At 55.6% G+C, this 18,300-nt stretch carries 17 protein-coding genes; 13 read left to right on the top strand and 4 right to left on the bottom strand.

Translation table 11 applies throughout. The features are described from left to right. Positions 1-5 precede the first annotated feature (5 nt). On the top strand, positions 6-527 hold the full coding sequence (locus ACZ1GS_RS08645; RefSeq protein WP_472694806.1) for a peroxiredoxin-like family protein: 522 nt from the start codon (positions 6-8) through the stop codon (positions 525-527). 12 nt (positions 528-539) lie between these two features. Here the strand turns inward: ACZ1GS_RS08645 and ACZ1GS_RS08640 are convergent, their stop codons facing one another. Then, entirely contained in the window at positions 540-995 is a 456-nt protein-coding gene (locus tag ACZ1GS_RS08640; protein WP_472694805.1) for a universal stress protein, read from the bottom strand. 172 nt (positions 996-1,167) lie between these two features. Here ACZ1GS_RS08640 and ACZ1GS_RS08635 point away from each other — a divergent pair, with 172 nt between their 5' ends. The 4 genes from ACZ1GS_RS08635 to ACZ1GS_RS08620 all read left to right on the top strand — a co-directional run bounded on the left by ACZ1GS_RS08635 (position 1,168) and on the right by ACZ1GS_RS08620 (position 5,781). Beyond that, positions 1,168-2,487 (top strand): pyruvate dehydrogenase complex dihydrolipoamide acetyltransferase, encoded by a 1,320-nt coding sequence (locus ACZ1GS_RS08635; RefSeq protein WP_472694804.1) that lies wholly within the window; start codon positions 1,168-1,170, stop codon positions 2,485-2,487. Next, on the top strand, positions 2,484-2,972 hold the full coding sequence (locus ACZ1GS_RS08630) for a hypothetical protein (protein ID WP_472694803.1): 489 nt from the start codon (positions 2,484-2,486) through the stop codon (positions 2,970-2,972). Before ACZ1GS_RS08635 ends, ACZ1GS_RS08630 begins: the two co-directional genes overlap by 4 nt. 5 nt (positions 2,973-2,977) lie before the next feature. Further along, the gene (gene lpdA / locus ACZ1GS_RS08625; protein WP_472694802.1) at positions 2,978-4,375 is read left to right on the top strand and encodes a dihydrolipoyl dehydrogenase; all 1,398 of its coding nucleotides are present in this window, start codon (positions 2,978-2,980) and stop codon (positions 4,373-4,375) included. 119 nt (positions 4,376-4,494) lie between these two features. Beyond that, positions 4,495-5,781 (top strand): Xaa-Pro dipeptidase, encoded by a 1,287-nt coding sequence (locus ACZ1GS_RS08620; protein WP_472694801.1) that lies wholly within the window; start codon positions 4,495-4,497, stop codon positions 5,779-5,781. A gap of 46 nt (positions 5,782-5,827) precedes the next feature. Here ACZ1GS_RS08620 and ACZ1GS_RS08615 read toward each other — a convergent pair whose 3' ends face one another. Next, the gene (locus ACZ1GS_RS08615) at positions 5,828-6,469 is read right to left on the bottom strand and encodes a PEPxxWA-CTERM sorting domain-containing protein (RefSeq protein WP_472694800.1); all 642 of its coding nucleotides are present in this window, start codon (positions 6,467-6,469) and stop codon (positions 5,828-5,830) included. Between the two features lie 244 nt (positions 6,470-6,713). Between ACZ1GS_RS08615 and ACZ1GS_RS08610 the strand changes: the two genes are divergently transcribed. The 4 genes from ACZ1GS_RS08610 (at position 6,714) to ACZ1GS_RS08595 (ending at position 11,027) form a co-directional block, all read left to right on the top strand. Continuing rightward, the gene (locus ACZ1GS_RS08610; protein WP_472694799.1) at positions 6,714-7,631 is read left to right on the top strand and encodes an aminotransferase class IV; all 918 of its coding nucleotides are present in this window, start codon (positions 6,714-6,716) and stop codon (positions 7,629-7,631) included. Continuing rightward, positions 7,628-8,371: a sulfotransferase-like domain-containing protein gene (locus ACZ1GS_RS08605; protein WP_472694798.1), complete on the top strand. Its 744-nt coding sequence runs from the start codon at positions 7,628-7,630 to the stop codon at positions 8,369-8,371. The genes ACZ1GS_RS08610 and ACZ1GS_RS08605 overlap by 4 nt, the downstream gene beginning before the upstream one ends. Before the next feature lie 78 nt (positions 8,372-8,449). Then, positions 8,450-8,794, top strand: a complete 345-nt coding sequence (locus ACZ1GS_RS08600) for a hypothetical protein (RefSeq protein WP_472694797.1) — start codon at positions 8,450-8,452, stop codon at positions 8,792-8,794. Positions 8,795-8,984: 190 nt separating this feature from the next. After that, complete coding sequence (locus tag ACZ1GS_RS08595; protein ID WP_472694796.1) at positions 8,985-11,027, top strand: acyltransferase family protein; 2,043 nt, start codon at positions 8,985-8,987, stop codon at positions 11,025-11,027. Between the two features lie 6 nt (positions 11,028-11,033). Here the strand turns inward: ACZ1GS_RS08595 and ACZ1GS_RS08590 are convergent, their stop codons facing one another. Beyond that, complete coding sequence (locus ACZ1GS_RS08590; protein WP_472698041.1) at positions 11,034-12,350, bottom strand: O-antigen ligase family protein; 1,317 nt, start codon at positions 12,348-12,350, stop codon at positions 11,034-11,036. Positions 12,351-12,959: 609 nt separating this feature from the next. Here ACZ1GS_RS08590 and ACZ1GS_RS08585 point away from each other — a divergent pair. From ACZ1GS_RS08585 to ACZ1GS_RS08575, 3 genes are all read left to right on the top strand, one after another. Continuing rightward, positions 12,960-14,237, top strand: coding sequence for an NF038122 family metalloprotease (locus tag ACZ1GS_RS08585; RefSeq protein WP_472698102.1), 1,278 nt, complete (start codon positions 12,960-12,962; stop codon positions 14,235-14,237). 217 nt (positions 14,238-14,454) lie between these two features. Continuing rightward, positions 14,455-15,816: an oligosaccharide flippase family protein gene (locus ACZ1GS_RS08580; protein ID WP_472698040.1), complete on the top strand. Its 1,362-nt coding sequence runs from the start codon at positions 14,455-14,457 to the stop codon at positions 15,814-15,816. Positions 15,817-15,987: 171 nt separating this feature from the next. Beyond that, complete coding sequence (locus ACZ1GS_RS08575; RefSeq protein WP_472698039.1) at positions 15,988-16,632, top strand: hypothetical protein; 645 nt, start codon at positions 15,988-15,990, stop codon at positions 16,630-16,632. Here the strand turns inward: ACZ1GS_RS08575 and ACZ1GS_RS08570 are convergent. Further along, positions 16,629-17,030: a hypothetical protein gene (locus ACZ1GS_RS08570; RefSeq protein WP_472698038.1), complete on the bottom strand. Its 402-nt coding sequence runs from the start codon at positions 17,028-17,030 to the stop codon at positions 16,629-16,631. The genes ACZ1GS_RS08575 and ACZ1GS_RS08570 overlap by 4 nt on opposite strands. A gap of 670 nt (positions 17,031-17,700) precedes the next feature. Here ACZ1GS_RS08570 and ACZ1GS_RS08565 point away from each other — a divergent pair. Beyond that, positions 17,701-18,300, top strand: coding sequence for a hypothetical protein (locus tag ACZ1GS_RS08565; RefSeq protein WP_472698037.1), 600 nt, complete (start codon positions 17,701-17,703; stop codon positions 18,298-18,300).

Genomic DNA, 18,300 nt, shown 5'->3' with positions numbered 1-18,300 from the left:
CCCTTATGGCCTCATTGATCCCCACGCAGACTGTTCCCGATTTTACCGTACCGACAACTGACGGTGGACAATATCAACTGAGTCAGCGGGCTGGCGACAATTTCACTTTGCTGCTGTTTTATCGTGGTCTGCATTGCCCGATCTGCAAAGGGCAGTTGCGGGACTTGCAGCGCAAACTCGGTGATTTTGCCGAACGGGGCGTGACAGCCGTCGCGATCAGCATGGATGACGCGGAGCGAGCCCAAAAGTCGGCGGAAGACTGGGGTATTGATGAACTGATACTGGGTTATGGCCTGAGCGAGGCCGATGCGCGGACTATGGGCCTGTATCTGTCTGCCGGGCGCCCGGACAGCACGGAACCGGCCATTTTCTCGGAGCCTGCGCTGTTTCTTGTACGTCCCGATCGGACACTCTATTTCGCGAGCGTCCAGAGCATGCCCTTTACTCGGCCGCCGCTGGATCAGTTGATGCAAGGCATCGACTATGCGCTCGCCAACGATTACCCGGCGCGCGGTGAAATCGCCTGATCGGCAGAGGATTTAACTTAAACGGTCAATCTCTTCCTTGCTTAGTGATCCCGGCACGACCATCACCGGGCAGGGAAGGGAGCCGGCCTCTGTCGCCGCGAAATGGGTTACCAGCGGACCGGGCGCGCCATGTGCAGCGGAACCCAGAACCAGCGCCGCAAGACCGTCGACCTTGTCCATGGTTTTGCGCACCACCTTGTGGCCCTTGCCTTCCTTGACGGTAATCGAAGGGCGAATGCCAGTTTCTTCGAACAAGGTGCCGGCAGCGCTCGACACCAGCGCTTCTGCGCGGTTTTTGGCCTCTTCCTCGAGCGTCGCCTGAACCCCGCCCCAGGCGACAAAGCCTTCGCTTTCGACCAGCGCCAGAATGTGGAGCGCACCATTTGTCTTCATTGCTCGGCGAGACGCAAAGCGCAGCGCGATACTGGCCTCTTCGGTTTCGTCGATAACCACCAGGTAAGTACGCATGAAAATTCCCCGTTTGCCTGCGCTTTTGTCCTATTAGTATCATGCTTGCGTCAAAAGCCTGCGATATGCAAGATTTAGCCGGGTTGCACTTTGTCGCTAATTGCGCATAACCGCTTCAATAGCGCTGAAACAGACAGCGCATGCCGAACTATTTTTACAGGGGTTTCTCTCGATGCCGATCAACCTTCAAATGCCTGCCCTTTCCCCCACAATGGAAGAAGGGACACTGGCCAAATGGCTGGTGAAAGAAGGTGATACGGTCAGTTCCGGTGATCTGCTCGCCGAGATTGAGACCGACAAGGCGACGATGGAATTTGAAGCGATTGACGAAGGGGTGATTGCGAAGATTGTTGTTGCCGAGGGAACCGACAATGTCAAAGTCGGTGAAGTGATTGCGATCATCGCCGAAGAAGGCGAAGATGTGTCCGCTGCTCCCAAAGGTGACGAAAGTGCCGCAGACAAGCCGAAGCCAGTGGCGGAAGTTCCGGAAAAGCCCGCAGAACCGGCACAGGACGCGGCCCCGAAGGTTGCAGATGCGCCACCGAAAGTTGCCTCACCGCCATCGGCCACAGCACCATCGGATGGCAATCGCATCAAGGCCAGCCCGTTGGCCCGGCGTCTGGCCGAGCAGAAAGGCGTTGATCTCGGCGCACTCAGCGGGTCGGGTCCGGGCGGACGGATTATCAAGGCGGATATTGATGCGGCAGAGGGCGGCACGGCGCCGGTCAAAGCGGCTGCTGCTGCGCCCGCCCCGGCGCCCGCCACCACTCCGGCCCCGACACCGGCAGCCAATGATTTCGATATCCCGCACAGTTCCGAAAAGCTGTCCGGCATGCGCAAGACCATTGCCCGCCGCCTGACCGAAGCCAAGCAGACCATTCCGCATATCTACCTGACCGTCGATATTCACCTCGACAAGCTGCTCAAACTGCGCAGCGAACTGAACGCATCGCTGGAACCACGCGGTATCAAGCTGTCGGTCAACGACTTGCTGATCAAGGCGCAAGCGGTCGCGCTGATGCAGGTGCCAAAATGCAATGTCTCGATCGAAGGCGATCAGCTCAAGACCTTCGCGCGCGCCGATATTTCGGTCGCGGTCAGCATCCCGGGCGGCCTGATCACCCCGATCATCACCAGCGCCGATACCAAGGCGCTCAGCGCAATCTCGACGGAGATGAAAGATCTTGCCGAGCGCGCCAAGGCCGGCAAGCTCAAGATGCATGAATATCAGGGCGGCACCGCGAGCATTTCCAATATGGGCATGTTCGGGATCAAGAATTTCGACGCCGTGATCAATCCGCCGCAGGCGATGATCCTGGCCATCGGGGCCGGACAGAAGCGCCCGACCGTGATCGACGACAGCCTGCAGATCGCAACCGTGATGAGCGCGACCGGCAGCTTCGATCACCGTGCGATTGACGGCGCCGATGGCGCGCAATTTATGAAGGTGTTCAAGGAGTTGTGCGAGAATCCTCTGGGAATGCTGGCTTGACAAAACTCTCTTTGTCAAACGCTACGAAAGCATTTGGTCTTATTGTTCTCTTGGTTGCATTATTGGAATTTTTCTCGCTAAAAAGTGAGCAGAACCAGTTTAATTGTCTGATGCTTCAGAATACGAAAACAGAAGTTTCGGTCATTTTTAGGCATCTAGAAATCATAAACGAGTTTGATATCGCTAGATTATCACGACTAGAAGATATGGAAATCGATGTTGAGTATGTTGATGGATATCGAAAGGGAAAGACTGAAGAAATCGGCAATCGATTGGCAAAAAATTCGGAAGAGTATCAGCAGTCTGTGCAATCCTTGGACGACATCCAATTGCAAATTGATAGCGTTTGTGGCGATGTAAACTGGTACCATAATATGCTCACCGTTTGTAAAAACATTCTTTTGTTATCTTTGATCTACCTGAGCTTCCTGATTGGTGGGCTCTACCATGAACAACAACAAAGCAAAAATGTGGAAGAAAGCTGAATCTCATGACAGAACAATACGACCTCATCGTTATCGGATCCGGCCCCGGCGGTTATGTTGCGGCGATCCGTGCATCGCAACTCGGGCTCAAAACCGCGATTGTGGAGCGTGAGAAACTGGGCGGCATCTGTCTCAACTGGGGCTGTATCCCGACCAAGGCGTTGCTGCGGTCGGCGGAAATCTTCCATTATATGCAGAATGCCAAGGATTACGGCCTCGCCGCCGACAAGATCAGCGCCGATCTCGATGCGGTGGTCAAGCGTTCGCGCGGCGTCGCCAGCCAGCTCAACAAGGGCGTGACCGGCCTGATGAAGAAGAACAAGATTGCTGTCGTCATGGGCGATGCCAAAATCGTTGAAAAGGGCAAGGTTGCGGTCAAGACCGACAAGGGCGAGGAAGAGCTCAGCGCGAAGAATATCATCATCGCCACCGGGGCCCGCGCCCGCGACCTGCCGTTTGCCAAGGCCGATGGCAAGCGCATCTGGACCTATCGTCACGCCATGACGCCACCGGAAATGCCAACCAAATTACTGGTCATCGGCTCCGGCGCGATCGGGATTGAATTTGCCAGTTTCTACAATGACATGGGCGCTGATGTGACCGTGGTCGAGATGATGGACCGGATCTTGCCGGTCGAAGATCATGAGGTCAGCAAATTCATGCAGAAATCGCTGACCAAACAGGGCATGACGATCATGACCGGAGCCGGCGTGAAGAGCATTACCAGCTCTGACAAGGGCGTGAAGGCAGAGATTGAGGACAGCAAGGGCAAGAAGGAAACCTCCGATTTCAGCCATGTCATCGTGGCGGTCGGGATTCAGCCCAATGTCGAGACCATTGGTCTGGACGAGCTGGGTATCGAACCGGACGAGCGCTTTCATATCAAGACCGACGCGATGTGCCGGACCAATGTCGAAGGCATATATGCCATTGGTGACGCCACCGGCGGACCCTGGCTCGCGCATAAGGCCAGTCATGAAGGCGTGATCGCGGCCGAAGCCATTGCCGGCGGCCATCCCCACGCGATGGACGTGAACAATATTCCCGGCTGCACCTATTGCCACCCACAGGTCGCCAGCGTCGGACTGACCGAAGCCAAGGCCAAGGACGCCGGCCATGAGGTCAAGATCGGCAACTTCCCGTTTATCGGCAATGGCAAGGCGATTGCGCTGGGCGAGACTGAAGGCTTTATCAAAACCGTCTTTGATGCCAAAACCGGCGAATTGCTGGGCGCGCATATGGTCGGGGCCGAGGTAACCGAGCTCATTCAGGGCTATACGGTCAGCAAGACGCTCGAAACAACAGAGGCGGAATTGATGAACACGGTCTTCCCGCATCCCACGCTCAGCGAAATGATGCACGAAAGTGTGCTCGACGCTTATGAGCGGGTCTTGCATATGTAGAAAAATCGGGCGCCGTACCCCTGCGCAGGCAGGGGCCCATCTCCCGATTGGGCGGTTAGTTGAAGCTGTAGGAGATGAGACTCCTGCCTGCGCAGGAGTACAAAAACAAAGGGAAATCGATGAATCTGATCAAAGGTTTACTGGCACTATCTCTTACCATTTCTGCGGCGGCCAATGCGGAAACCATTGTTTACACCGCTGATCAGATGCTGGATGTCGACAGCGGCAAGATCATCCCCAATCCGGCGATCATTGTGACCGATGGCAAGATTGCCCGGATCACCGATCAAAATGATCCGGTGGAACCGGCGGATGCCAGAACTGTTGCGTTGGGCGCGGTTACAATCTTGCCGGGGCTGATCGATATGCATGTGCATCTCGACGCCAATCCGCTCTATGGCGGCTATTCCGGTCTGCGGTTCACCGATCAGTTTTTCACGGTTCAGGGTGTGGCCAATGCGAGAGCCATGCTGCATGCTGGCTTTACCAGTGTGCGTAATATCGGCTCGGACAATTATTCCGATATCGCTTATAAACAGACGATTGACGAAGGATTGATCGCTGGCCCACGGATCACGCCGGCGGGCTACTCACTGGGCGCGACCGGCGGCCATTGCGACCAGACCTTCTTGCCGCCATCCTTTGAAGCCAAATCCCCGGCTGCCGGCGACGGCCCGCAGGAATTGCGCAAAAAGGTCCGGGAACAACGCAAATATGGCGCAGAAGTGATCAAGGTCTGCGCCACCGGCGGGGTATTCTCGCGCAATACCGAACCGGGACAGCAGCAATTGTCGCTCGCCGAACTCAGCGCGATTGTCGATGAAGCCAAGCTCTGGGGCCTAAAAACCGCTGCCCATGCCCATGGCGCCGAAGGCATCAAGACCGCCATACGCGCCGGTTTCACTACGATTGAGCATGCCAGCCTCGTCGACCAGGAAGGGATTGATCTGGCGCGCAAGAACGGCACCTATTTCGGGATGGATATTTTCAATACCGAATATACCCAGTCGGAAGGCAAGAATAATGGCGTGCTCGAAGAGAATCTGCTCAAGGATCGCCAGATTGCACAGATCCAGCGGGACAATTTTCGCGCCGCCCATCGCGGTGGGGTCAAAATGATATTCAGCTCTGATGCCGGCGTCATGCCCCACGCGCTGGCTGGCGGGCAATTCCGGATCATGGTGGACTATGGCATGACCCCGCTGGAAGCGATCCGCGCGGCGACGATCAATGCCGCGGACGCCCTGGGAAAAGCCGACCAGGTTGGACGGTTAAAGGCGGGATATCATGCGGACTTTATCGCGGTAGAGCGCAATCCGCTGGACGATATTCGCGTGCTCGAGAATATCAAGATTGTCGTGAAAGCCGGTCAGCAGGTCAAGGGGCCTGGCGTAGAAGCCCGTTAAATAAGGGGGCACGAAGCCCCCTTATTCTCTTGTTTCACGCACCCGTTCAGGCGGCCATGGCGACGGTCTTGCGCCGGCGATAGCGCATGGCACCGCCAATGGTGCCAAATCCGAGGATCATCATCATCCAGCTGCCCGGTTCCGGAATCGCTCCGGCGACCGCAATATCAACCGTCGCTGTGCCGAATTCGGTGCCCGACAAATTGGGCGCACCAAAAGCCGTTGTGAGGCCGCCCGCGGCGGCATCGGTCAGGAACAGGTTGAAGGAATCATCAATCGTGAACAGGTCGATTGTGCCGGACGGTCCGCCGCTCATGCTGACCGTCGATGTCAGCAGCGCGTTGGCCGTGTCGATGACAAAGTCACTATAAGTCACCGATGTGGCGCCAGCGGTAAAGGTCAATCCCGAGCCTTCATGCAGCACAATCGCATCGCCCGACATATCATCCACGGTTCCGCCGGTAATCGCAAAGGTTGCGACGGGCAGGGCGCCTGACGCATCGATTGTCGCGGTGCCGAAGGGCGAAAGGGTCAGCCCCAATCCCACCAGCGCATCAAAGGCGGACACCGAAACCTGGGTCTCATTTCCGATTATGGTTGCGGCTTGTGCGCCTGACAGTGGCAATGCCGCCACTCCCAATAGCAACGCGCCCTTGAGCGCGGTCACAGATCGTAAGGTTTTTCGCATGTTCTACTCCAAGGTTGATGCCAAGCTGGAATGGAACCGGGTTCCGTCCATCTTGGCCAAAACCCCCTGATTCTGCGTGCGTCCACGCAATATGGGTTTATGCGCCAAATTTTTACACTTGTGTGATGGCATCGGCGATATGTGCGCGCGTTGCGATCAGGCGCTGTGATGGCTGGCAAGCGCCAACCGGAATGCCTATGCTGCTGCTTCGACAGGGGATTCTTTACAGTGGAAAGTCATTAACATGGCCAAGGGAACGCATGATTACACGGAAGATCCGCGCAATCAGACGGTGTTGATCAACATTAACGGCGAAATGATTCCGCGCGCAAACGCCACCGTGTCGGTTTTTGATAGCGGATTCATGCTCGGCGACGGCGTTTGGGAAGGCTTGCGGGTCCACGGTGGCCAGGTCGCCTTTCTCAACGCCCATCTCGACCGTCTGTTTGAGGGCGCAAAGGCGATCGCAATGGATATTGGCGTGTCGCGCGAACAATTGACCGCTCGGCTCTATGACACATTGTCAGCCAATCAGATGACCGATGCGGAGGGTGTCCACATTCGCTTGATGGTCACCCGCGGCATACGCTCGACTCCTTATCAGGATCCGCGGGTCGTGATTTCTCCGGCCACCATCGTCATCATTCCGGAATATAAGCAAGCGCTGCCAAGCACGATTGAACAGGGCATCCGCCTGTTCACGGTTCATGTGCGGCGCGGCGATCCGGCGGTGCAGGACCAGAAGCTCAATTCCCACAGCAAGCTCAATTGCATCACCGCCTGTATCCAGGCGACCCAGGCCGGGGCGGACGAAGCGTTGATGCTCGACCCGCACGGGTTTGTTGCGACCTGCAACAGCACGCATTTCTTCATTGTCCGCAAGGGTGAGGTGTGGACCTCCAGCGGCGACTACTGTCTCGGCGGCATTACGCGGAGCAACGTCATCCAGCTGTGCCGCGACAATGATATACCGGTGTTCGAAAAGAATTTCTCGCTGACCGATGTCTATGGCGCGGATGAGGCCTTCGTCACCGGTACCTTTGCCGGGGTGGTTCCGGCGACCGAAGTCGATGGTCGCAAACTGACCGAGGGCAGGGGGCCGATGGTGCAGCGCCTGCAGACCCTGTATCGGGCGATGCTTGAGCAGGAGGCCGCTGGATGAGCGCGGGCCTGGCGAAACGGATCGCAATGTGGTCGGGACCGCGCAATATCTCGACGGCGATGATGCGCAGCTTTGACAGCCGCAGCGATTGTGCGGTTACGGATGAGCCTTTTTATGGCGCTTTTCTGAGCGAAACCGGCATGAGACAGCCGATGGCCGATGAGGTCATGGCGTCCATGGATTGCAACTGGCAGACTGTCGCCTCAGCCATGCGTGGTCCGGTTCCCGGCGGCAAAGCGCTATGGTATCAGAAGCATATGCCGCACCATATGGTGGGTCCGGTTGCGATCGATGATTTTCCGGACCATTGGCACGTCTTCCTGATCCGCGCACCCGAAGCGGTCGTGGCCAGCTATGCTGCCAAAAGGATCACGGTCACGCCCGCCGATTTGGGCTATGAACGGCAATGGGCCTATGTCCAGCATTTCGCCGAGAAATACGGTCAACAGCCGGTCATATTGGACAGCGCGGCGATAGTGGCAGAACCCGAGCGCCAGTTGCAGGCGCTGTGCACGGCGATCGATATCCCTTGGAATCCCGCCATGTTGCAATGGGAAAAAGGCGGGCGGCCCACTGACGGCGTCTGGGCCAGCCACTGGTATAACCGGGTGATCGACACCACGACTTTTGCCAAACCGTCCGCGGCACAACCGGTATTGTCGCCCGAGGCAAGGAAAGTCGCAGATTTGTGCCGGCCCTTTTACGAAAAAATGGCCGCTATGGCGATCGAAACATCCTAATTGATGGCGTGCATTTTTCGTGACATATGAAGCCGATAACATGGTATAAGAGCTTATTGATTAGGGAAAGGGTTTGTCATGATTACAGTATTTCCAGTCGCTCTTTTGATCGCGACCACAAATTTCGCGGCCGATGCGGAAGCAAACCGGGTCGCTTATTCCAACTGCCTGACCGATTTTACCGTCATGCATCTCGACCAGGGAACCAAGCGCGGCGTGTTTAGAAAAGCCGCCGAGGAAGCCTGCGCGCCGGAACGCGCCGCGATGATCGAATCGATGAAGAAAGACGAACTGGAATTCGGGAGCACCGAGGCAGAAGCGTCCGCCTATGCGGTTGAAGAAGCCGACGGCGTCTTGATTTCCTTTTCGGACGGCTATGCGGACTATCTCAATTCCAATACGCGGCCGGTGAAGCAGCAATAGGCGCTTTCTGGACTGCAAAGGCCAGATATCGAGAAAAACCCGCCGGTCAGGATCCGGTGGGTTTTTTGTTGTCCGCTGATCCTGCTGGCGCGGTCCACGCCTGGTCATTCCAGACTTGCTAAGCGCTTTCCGATCGCCCAGACAAAGCGTGGGACAAAGGACAGGACAAAGACAGGACAAGGGCCTGGGCGTGGTTCTCCGCGGTCAGGATTTCCAAATCGGGGGATGGGGATTGCACTATCGGGCGGAGATAGATGGGCTGCGGGCATTGGCCGTCTTGCCCGTCATCCTGTTTCATGCCGGTTTCTCCGCCTTTAGCGGCGGGTTTGTCGGCGTCGATGTCTTTTTCGTGATCAGCGGCTATCTGATCACCCGCATCATCGTCGGCGAAATGGCGGCAGGGCGGTTTAACCTGCTCGCCTTTTACGAACGGCGCGCCCGCCGGATTCTTCCGGCCCTGTTCGCGGTCATGCTGGCGTGCATACCGGTCGCTTGGTTCATCATGCTGCCCGAGGATCTCGAAAATTTCGGCCAGTCCCTGGTGGCGACGACGCTTTTTTCCAATAATATATTGCTCTATCTGACGACCTCCTACTGGGACACGGCCGCCGAGTTGAAACCCTTGCTGCACAGCTGGAGCCTGGCGGTCGAGGAACAATATTATATCCTGTTCCCGCTGTTCCTGATGATGATCTGGCGCTTCGGCGCGCGCTGGGTGCTGATCGGATCGGCCGCGCTCATGATAGTGGGTTTTGGTCTGGCGGTGATCAGTGTCGATGATCATCCCGCCGCGGCGTTCTATCTGTTGCCCACCCGCGGATGGGAAATATTGATGGGCGCCCTGATCGCGCTGTACACCCGCGATCGCGACGCAGAGCCGTATCGCCCACTATATGCGCAAATATTGAGCCTGGCGGGTTTGCTGCTGATCCTCTGGGCCGTTTTCAGCTTTGATTCCAGCACGCCATTTCCCGGACCTTATACGTTGATACCCACCCTTGGTACCGCCCTGATTCTGCTGTTTGCCCAGTCTGGAACGCTGGTGCATCGCCTGCTGTCGCTGCCGGTTCTCGTGGGCATGGGGCTGATCAGCTATAGTGCCTATTTGTGGCACCAACCGCTCTTTGCCTTTGTCCGCTATCGCAGCCTGGGCGATCTCACTCCGGCAACACTGGTGGGCTTGTCTATCCTGTCCTTCCTCTTGGCCTATATAAGCTGGCGGCTGGTCGAGCGGCCGTTTCGTGATCGCACCCGGTTCAGCGCGCGACAGATTGTGATTTTTGCCGTCCTCGTCGGCGGCGTCATCGTGGGATTGGGGGCGAGTGCGGCGATGACGCAAGGCTTTAACGACCACTACCAAAAGCACAGAACCGGTGCGCTGCAACAAGCGCTGCTCGGCTCGCTTCTTCTCGACCAGTCCAGAGCCAAATGCGATGCCGGCTATGACAATAGCGGCTGGACTTTGACACCCTGTCGCTTCGGACCGGCTGAAGCGCCCGTTGCGCTTGCCATTATCGGGGACAGCCAGTCGGCCATGATAGTGCCGCCACTGATTGACATGGCGAAAGAGCGAAATCAGCAGATCGCCCATTTCGGTCATGCCGGTTGCCCGTCATTGCTAGGCGTCTATGTCCAAAAGGGCTTCGTGGAAACCGGCGCTTGTGCCGATCTGGCCCGACGCCAGCTGGACTATGTCAAAGCCGAACAAATACCGGTTGTCCTGATGGTCGTGCGCTGGTCGCTCTATGTGCACCCGATCGTTAATGGCAAAGCAAAATCGAGCTATTATCTCACCACAGACATAGATGGCCTGTCCTCTCTAGCGGCATCGCGCAAGGCGTTTGAACAAGGCCTCGCGGACACTATCAAGGCTTATGAAGCAATTGGAACGCAATTGGTGATCGCGGAGCAGATTCCCGAACAGCTAATCTCCCCAAAGAGCCTCTTGCGCTTTGCCGACCCCCGCAGGTTCGAGGACGCGGTGCAAAGCTATTCTGTCAATCGCCAAGGCCACGACAGGATGCAAGAATATGCCGATGACATTCTGACAAAAACCGTGCCCGGCCTTGGTGGCGAGCTGATCAGTTTTGATGACCGATTATGCGATCAGACAAGATGCCCGATCGCAGAGGGAGAGCGGTTTCTCTATTGGGACAATGACCATCTGACGATCGATGGTGCCCAAAAATTACGGCCAGCGCTGAGCAATGCGTTCGGCCTTCCTGACCGATAAACGACTTTACCGATCGATCGCCAGAACTTGTCCACGGGCAGGGGCGGGTTCGCCTGCTTCGCGCGCGGCGGCCTTGCGCCGTTCCTGCAAAGCGGCGCGGCGTTCAAGCTTGCGCTGCAATATCAGTCCGGCAATGATGCCAAGACAGATACCCATTTCATATTGGATTGTCGCTGTGACCCATACCCACTCATAGAAGGAATGAAGCGCGACGATGGTCAAGGTCACGCCAACCCCAAGCGCAATGTCTCCCCTGGGGTCCTCGCGATCTTGCCAGGCAAAGCGAAAAGCCGATATGATCGGAACAGTCATCAGGAGCGCCAGGATCGCCAATCCGATAAATCCGGTTTCAGCTAGAACAAGCAGATAGACATTATGCACATGGGCCGAGCGGCTACCGTAGTTCCAGATCACGCCCGCCTCTTGGGAATAGCCTCGCGTGTTGGCGACGACCACATATTGGTTTGCGCCAACACCCATCGGGTTGTCTGCCCAAATCATGGTCGCCGCTTTCTCGAAGGCCACCCGTTCGGCTGCACTGCTACCATCAAAGCCTTTGACTTCGAATCGTTTCTCAAGAGACATGATCGCGACCGGGCTTGCGATTGCGAGGGCTATCAGCCCTGAAAGCATCACCTTCGTTTTTCGACCGGTGGGTTTACGTAAAATTGATAGTCCTAACATGAGGACGATGCCAATTCCGGTCAGACCGATCGTCGCGCGCGAGGCACCAAAAGCAACGACCATCAAACCGGCCATTACACCCAGCATCGCAAATTTCGAATGGCGCGAGGCCATCATCAATGCAAGCGCTGGATACAGTACGAAATGGGTCGCCATGCCAAGAAGGTTCTGATGACCCAAGGTGCCGCCGGGCTGCAAGACGCCAGTGAATTTTTGATAGCCGACAAATCCGGCCTGCAGCACGATCCCGCAGACCAGGCCAGCGATCAATAATTTCGGCCCGTCCTCATCCAGACAAATATTGGCAACCGCCAAAAATACCAAAAGCATGCGACATAACTGCCAGGCATAAAAAATCGTCGATTGCGGGTTAGCGGAGAACGCCGCCGACAATATCGCTGCAAGAATATAGGCAATGATTATTTTCGCATAGGGTAGATTGTAGAACGATTTTCTTCTGGCGATCAGGATAGAAAAAGCCACTGAGTCCAGCAGCGAGACAATCAGCCCTTTGGTATGTCCGGGCCACATCCGCCAGCTGATCAAAGCCGCATCCAGATTCCAGGCCGTCAGGACAAAGGGCAAAAAGCCGAGCCCGAAATAAAAATAACGGCGCAACTGTGGCTGCTCGCGGAACATGAGAATGAGAAAAGGGATTGAGAGAAAGACAATGGCTAGCCCAACAAAACGCATGATCTATCTTCTCTTTCCCAACGCGATAACCAGACGCGATAAACGGCGATTGTTGGTCGTTGATCGCTGCGGATCAAACGGCCTGATCCCGAAAATGCACCCAATTTATTTAGATTTGATGAGTGATCCGGGCTTTTCGCTGCACCTGCTCATTACTAGAATCCCGAGGCGGTTGGCAAGTTGGCATTTTCGTGGCCGGCAGGCGTTGCCTAACCATCTGAATTTACAAGCATGTAAACGCAGAAAATCACCACGGACCAGAACGACTCCAATTTCATGTCTTGGCATTGCAGGCCCCGCGCATCGGATCGCCCCCGCGTTTCGCGTACCGATAAGCCTCTTTGTCTAAATCATTTTACAGCTTGGATGTCTGGTGTCCCGAAATGAGACAGTCGCCTCGCAAGGCGTAAACCGTCTAGCTAAGCAATTCACATCAAACAGATTAAAAATGTTACTAATCCGCTGGTTCTAATCCGTTACAGAAATGTACAATGTATTATCAGCACATCAGTGTGAACTTTATTTTACACCTGTCTCAAATTGCATTTGACTCTGATGCTTGGAATTGGAATTAACCTTTTCTTAATGCCTATGTTGGCGGGACTAAGAAGGGGACTATCTGTGAAAAAAATAAAATTACTCATGGCCGGCGCGGCACTAACCGCCAGCGCAATGGCTGTTACGCCAGCTAACGCTTTGACGATCGTTTTGAATGATACCGGTGGAGCGGGCGAAGGTTCTGCCGCATTTAACGGCTTTACGGCTGCTGCACGCTTCTGGGAGAGCATTCTGCTGAACGATGTGACCGTGAACCTGGACGTCGGCTTCCGCTCGCTTGGACCCGGAATTTTGGGCTCCGCTGGTAGCACACGTGGTGTTGAAAGCGTTGGTAACTTTATCGATGCCCTGCAAGCCACAGGAACAACCAACCTGGATTCACAACTGGTCACACCAACTTTGGTAACCTCGACATCGGATCCGATCAATGATCCCAATGGTGCAGTTAACGCGCTGATTTCGGGACCACGGCCTGATGGAACCGGTGTTAACCTGCCTTTGCAGCGCGCGGGTGACCTGGATGGTGGCAACAACAATAGCTTCCTTGCGGTCAATACCTCAGTGCTGAAGGCCGTTGGTCTGGCAGCAGATGATGGTACGGCGGATGCTGCAATCTCGTTCAGCAGCGACTTTGCATTCGACTTCCAGCCTGCAGATGGAATTACCACGGGTGCCTTCGACTTTGTCGGCATCGCAATCCATGAAATCGGCCATGCTCTGGGCTTTGTCTCTGGCGTCGACATTTACGACACTAATACCGAATTCGGTGGCGATATCGGCAATTTCGCGATCATGTCCGCACTGGACCTGTTCCGCTACAGCGAGCAGAGCGCGTCTCTGGGCCTGCTGGACTGGGCCGTGGGTGGTCATGAAGATGATTTCACCGCATCCTATTTCTCGATTGATGGCGGCGCGACCAACCTGTTCGGTGATGCGTTCTTCTCAACCGGCAGCGTGAACGGTGACGGGCGTCAGGCCAGTCACTGGCGTGATGTGGGTGCAGGCGAAACGCAACGCGGCATCCTGGATCCAACCATCTCCCGCGGCACCAACAGCATCGTGACGTCGCTCGATCTGGCAGCGTTTGATGCGATTGGCTGGAACCTCGACTTTGATGTTCTGCTCAATGACCGCGAGTTCAACACCAACGAATTGTTCGTATCCTCGGTTCCTGAGCCAGGCACATGGGCGATGATGATCTTCGGCTTTGGCCTCGTCGGTGGCGCTCTGCGTCGCAGCCGCAAGAAGGTGAACACGAAAGTTTCCTTCGCCTAAATCGCGACTGAAATGAACAAAGAACCCGCTAGCGCAAGCTGGCGGGTTTTTTTGTGCCAATAAGCTTCTGGAGTGTAAGGTGTTTTTGATGTTTCCGCGCTATTGATGGCGGCCTTTGACAGGGGATAATTTAGAGTGAGTCCCCTGCAATATCCTGTATAGGATCAGTCTGTATCGATAGTTTCGAACATCAGGGCAGGACGGCACAACAGTAGCAATGGCACTTTTTTCCCGCACTATGCTGTCACAAATCGGTTGGGTCGCCGGATCCTACGGTATCGCGCAAGGCCTGCGACTCGTAACCAATGTGGTTCTCGCCCGGTTGCTCGCGCCCCAGTTGTTCGGGATGATGTTGATCGTAAATACATTGCGGCTTGGTATCGAGCTTTTGTCCGACGTTGGTATCGGACAGAATATCGTCAGCAACAAAAATGGCGACAAACCAGCCTTCTACAACACCGCCTGGACGATCCAGATCATCCGCGGGATCCTGCTGTTCGGGATCGCTCTTTTGCTGGCACAACCCCTGGCAGATTTTTATGAAAGCCAAGAGCTGCGCGAGATTATTCCGGTCATAGCGGTTGTGTTTCTACTGACCGGCTTTGCCTCTCCCGCCCGGTTCATTCTCCAGAAACAGCAAGCGGTCCGGTTTCTGTCCATCTACGACATGATCATGGGCGTCGTTTCGGCGGTGGTGCATATTGCCCTGGCGCTTTACTCGCCGACAATCTGGGCGCTTGTGGCCGGTTTGATAATCACCACAGCGATCACCGCAGGAACCAGCTTTTTTCTGATCGACTTCCGCAGCCATCGGCTCGCCTGGAACCGGGAGCATATCAAGGCGATAATCTTCTTCGGAAAATGGGTCTTTGCATCGTCGATCGTGTTCTTTCTGGCGATGAATTTTGATCGGCTGTATTTTGCAAAAGAGATTCCATTCGCGATTTTGGGCATTTATGGCATTGCGCGAACCTTTTCGGACATGATCAACATGCTCGTTCTGCGCGTGGGAAACATGCTGATTTTCCCAAAGGTCGCCGCCTTCGCCAAAGAACGGTCCGAACTGCGCCCGGCGATTTCCGGTCTGCGCCTGCGTGCTTTGCTGGCTTTGGCTGTCGGCTTGTCCTTGGCGGTGGCATTGTCAGATCTCGTGATAATCTTGCTATATGATGATCGCTATATTGCTGCCGCCTTCATGCTGCCCATTTTGATGGCGGGCACCTGGTTCTCGATCCTGTCGACCATGGGCGATGCCTTCATGCTCGGGATTGGCAAATCCCGTCATGGCGCCCAGGCCAATTTTGCAAAATTGCTCTGGATGGTCATCAGTATTCCGATTGCCTTGACCTATTCCGGTTTCGTGGCGGCGCTCTGTGCCATTGCGGTAGCGGACCTCTTTCGCTATTTTTCATTGTCCTTTTCCCAGTGGAAAGAGGGACTGTCCTTTCTCAGACAGGATGCGCTGTTGCTCGCGCTTTTCGTCGCGCTTGTGCTGCTATGGCGGTTTCTGTTCGTGCAATTGGGAATCGTTGCGGACTGGGCAAGCTGGCTCGAATATGGGAGACTGATCAGTGGCTGATCCGGCGCCCTCCATGGCCGACAACCGGATCGCCGAACCGGCGAGGCAGGTAATCGCAAGACCATTTGATATTGCAGCGACCCCTGAAATGCTCTCCTCAAACGGTGCATCAACGATCCATGCTCTGGAGATGGCGTTACACGGTGATCCTCTAACAAGCGGGCTTGAGACATGATCTTCGATCAATTTCAGAGCATCCGTGTCATCAATCTCCCCTATCGGATCGACCGCCGGGTGGATATGGAAGGCGAATTGGATCGTATTGGTCTTTTGGACGACCCCAGAGTGGCCTTTTTCCAGGGATTCCTATTCGATGATGCCGGCCCATTTACCTCGCCCGGCGCGCGCGGTGTTTACCAGAGCCATTTGGCTATTCTCGAGGAAGCCGCCAATAACGGCCATCATGTCCTGATCCTGGAAGATGATTGTGATTTCGTTCCTGGTGCCGAAAACTATGTCGCCCCGCGGCCATGGTCGATATTCTATGGTGGCCACGCTGCCGAAGAGCCCGACGACCTTTATAACAGTGATATTATCGGTGCCCATATGATGGGCTTCGCGCCGGAGACCGCCGGCCATCTCGTGGAGTTTCTCAAAAACCTCACATATCAGGGGTTTCATCCGCCGATTGATGGCGCTTATGTTCTGTTTCGTCGGGCCTATCCCGAGGTCGAGACGGTTTTTGCCGAACCGGCGCTGGGCTTTCAGCGACCGTCCCGAACCGATATCGCCGAATTGCGGCTTTTTGACCGCATGCCGATTGTCCGGAATCTGGTCTCGCTCGCCCGGAAGCTAAAGCGAGCCGCCATTCGCTAGGCCGACGTGTCGATGCCATGCTTTTGACATGCTAGATCGACAAAGGATCCGGAAGGCGGGGGTTTGTCGAACAAGCCGACCAGGCGGCTATGCCACATATGGACCGCGCGCGTCTGGTCGGTCAGCTTCGCCTGAACGATCTCGGCCGGTTCGTAGAGCAGCCGGGCCTCTTTCCATCGCACGGGATAGAAAATGTCCGGAGACTGCGCAAAATGCTCAAGTCCGTTCTGCTTGATCACATGCGTGACCAGGCCGGAAGCATAAGTGCCCCAGGGCATCTCATCCAATCCGATTGGACCATTGCGAAAACGCTGCCAGTAATAGGCCAGCGATCGCCGCGGTCCGAACCAGGGCGGCCGCTGATCGGGTTGGGGCAGGCGGTTGAGATCCCTGACCATTGCAGAATCAGGGGTGCCAGCAGGATCGCATTATTGACCCAGCCCTCATATTCCCAACCGAAAACATGGTCTGCTTCAAAATCGAAGGGCCTCAGGAAATAGAAATCCATGTCGACCCAATATCCAAGGCCCTTGGCGAGCATCTCATAGCGCCAGAAATTGGCTCCGAGCGCTACTGATCCGGTATCTGCATAGGTCAACAGGCGTTCGCGCGGCATAATGTCTGCGGCATGACGCAAGGCGATGCCCTCGGGCAAGCCAGCCAATTTATCGGGTTCATAGGACCACAAGGTGACGTCATGACCAACCGCGGCGGCTGAGACAAGGCAGAGGCGCTCCAAATATCCGAGTTTGTTTCCAACCCACAGGGAGTTCAGCTTTTGTAGCGCCACAATTCCGCTCCCGTCACACACGCCTACGCATTGCTTCGCAATCGCATATGCGCGGAATAGTGTCGATCAATTATATATGGACAGTTTGAGATGAACTTGTAAGCCCGGCAAGATCGCAGCGATCGCCTCAACGAGCGGTCGCATTCTGGCTATTGGCTTGTCACAATGGTCTCGAGAAAGGACATTTTTTGATACCACGCTATCTCCAACCCCTTCGTGATTTGCGTAATTTGGGACGGGCAATCCGGTTGTGGTGGACCAGCAGGCGCAAGGGTATCATGATTTCGGATCAACCCGCCTTTGATCCGGAATTTGAAGCCTATTTCGGCAAACGCATTGCCGCCGCGCGCTTCTATCTTGAATTTGGTTCCGGGGCCTCCACCATTTTGGCGGCGCGGGCTGGTGTCAAAACGATCGCGATCGAAAGCGACAAAAGCTATGCGGCTGCGGTGAGAAAGCATCTGCCGGAGAATGCAGACACTCTGATCATCGCGAGCGATATCGGACTGACCGAAGAATGGGGCTATCCGGTGTTCCAGACCCCCAGCACAGCGCGCCATCAGCGTTGGCAGAATTACACCGGAAAAGCCTTTGAGAAAATATCGCAATCGGCCGATTATCCGGACATGATATTGGTGGATGGCCGTTTTCGCGTGGCTTGTGCCCTGGCAGCGGCCTTCCATGCACAAAAACATGCCGCTACCGTCGACCTCTATATTGATGACTATGTTGGCAGACCCCAATATCACAGCGTTACCGCCTATCTTGGAAGCCCGGACATAATCGGCCGAACCGCGCATTTCAAAATCCGCCCCGGTTTGCTGACCAAGCAGATAACAGCCGATATCATCGCCGCTGCACACAGGGATGTGCGCTAG

It is taken from the genome of Parasphingorhabdus sp. W113 (assembly GCF_055693205.1).
Note: the sequence above shows the minus strand (reverse complement) of the source record. Positions and strands in the feature narration are given on the sequence as shown.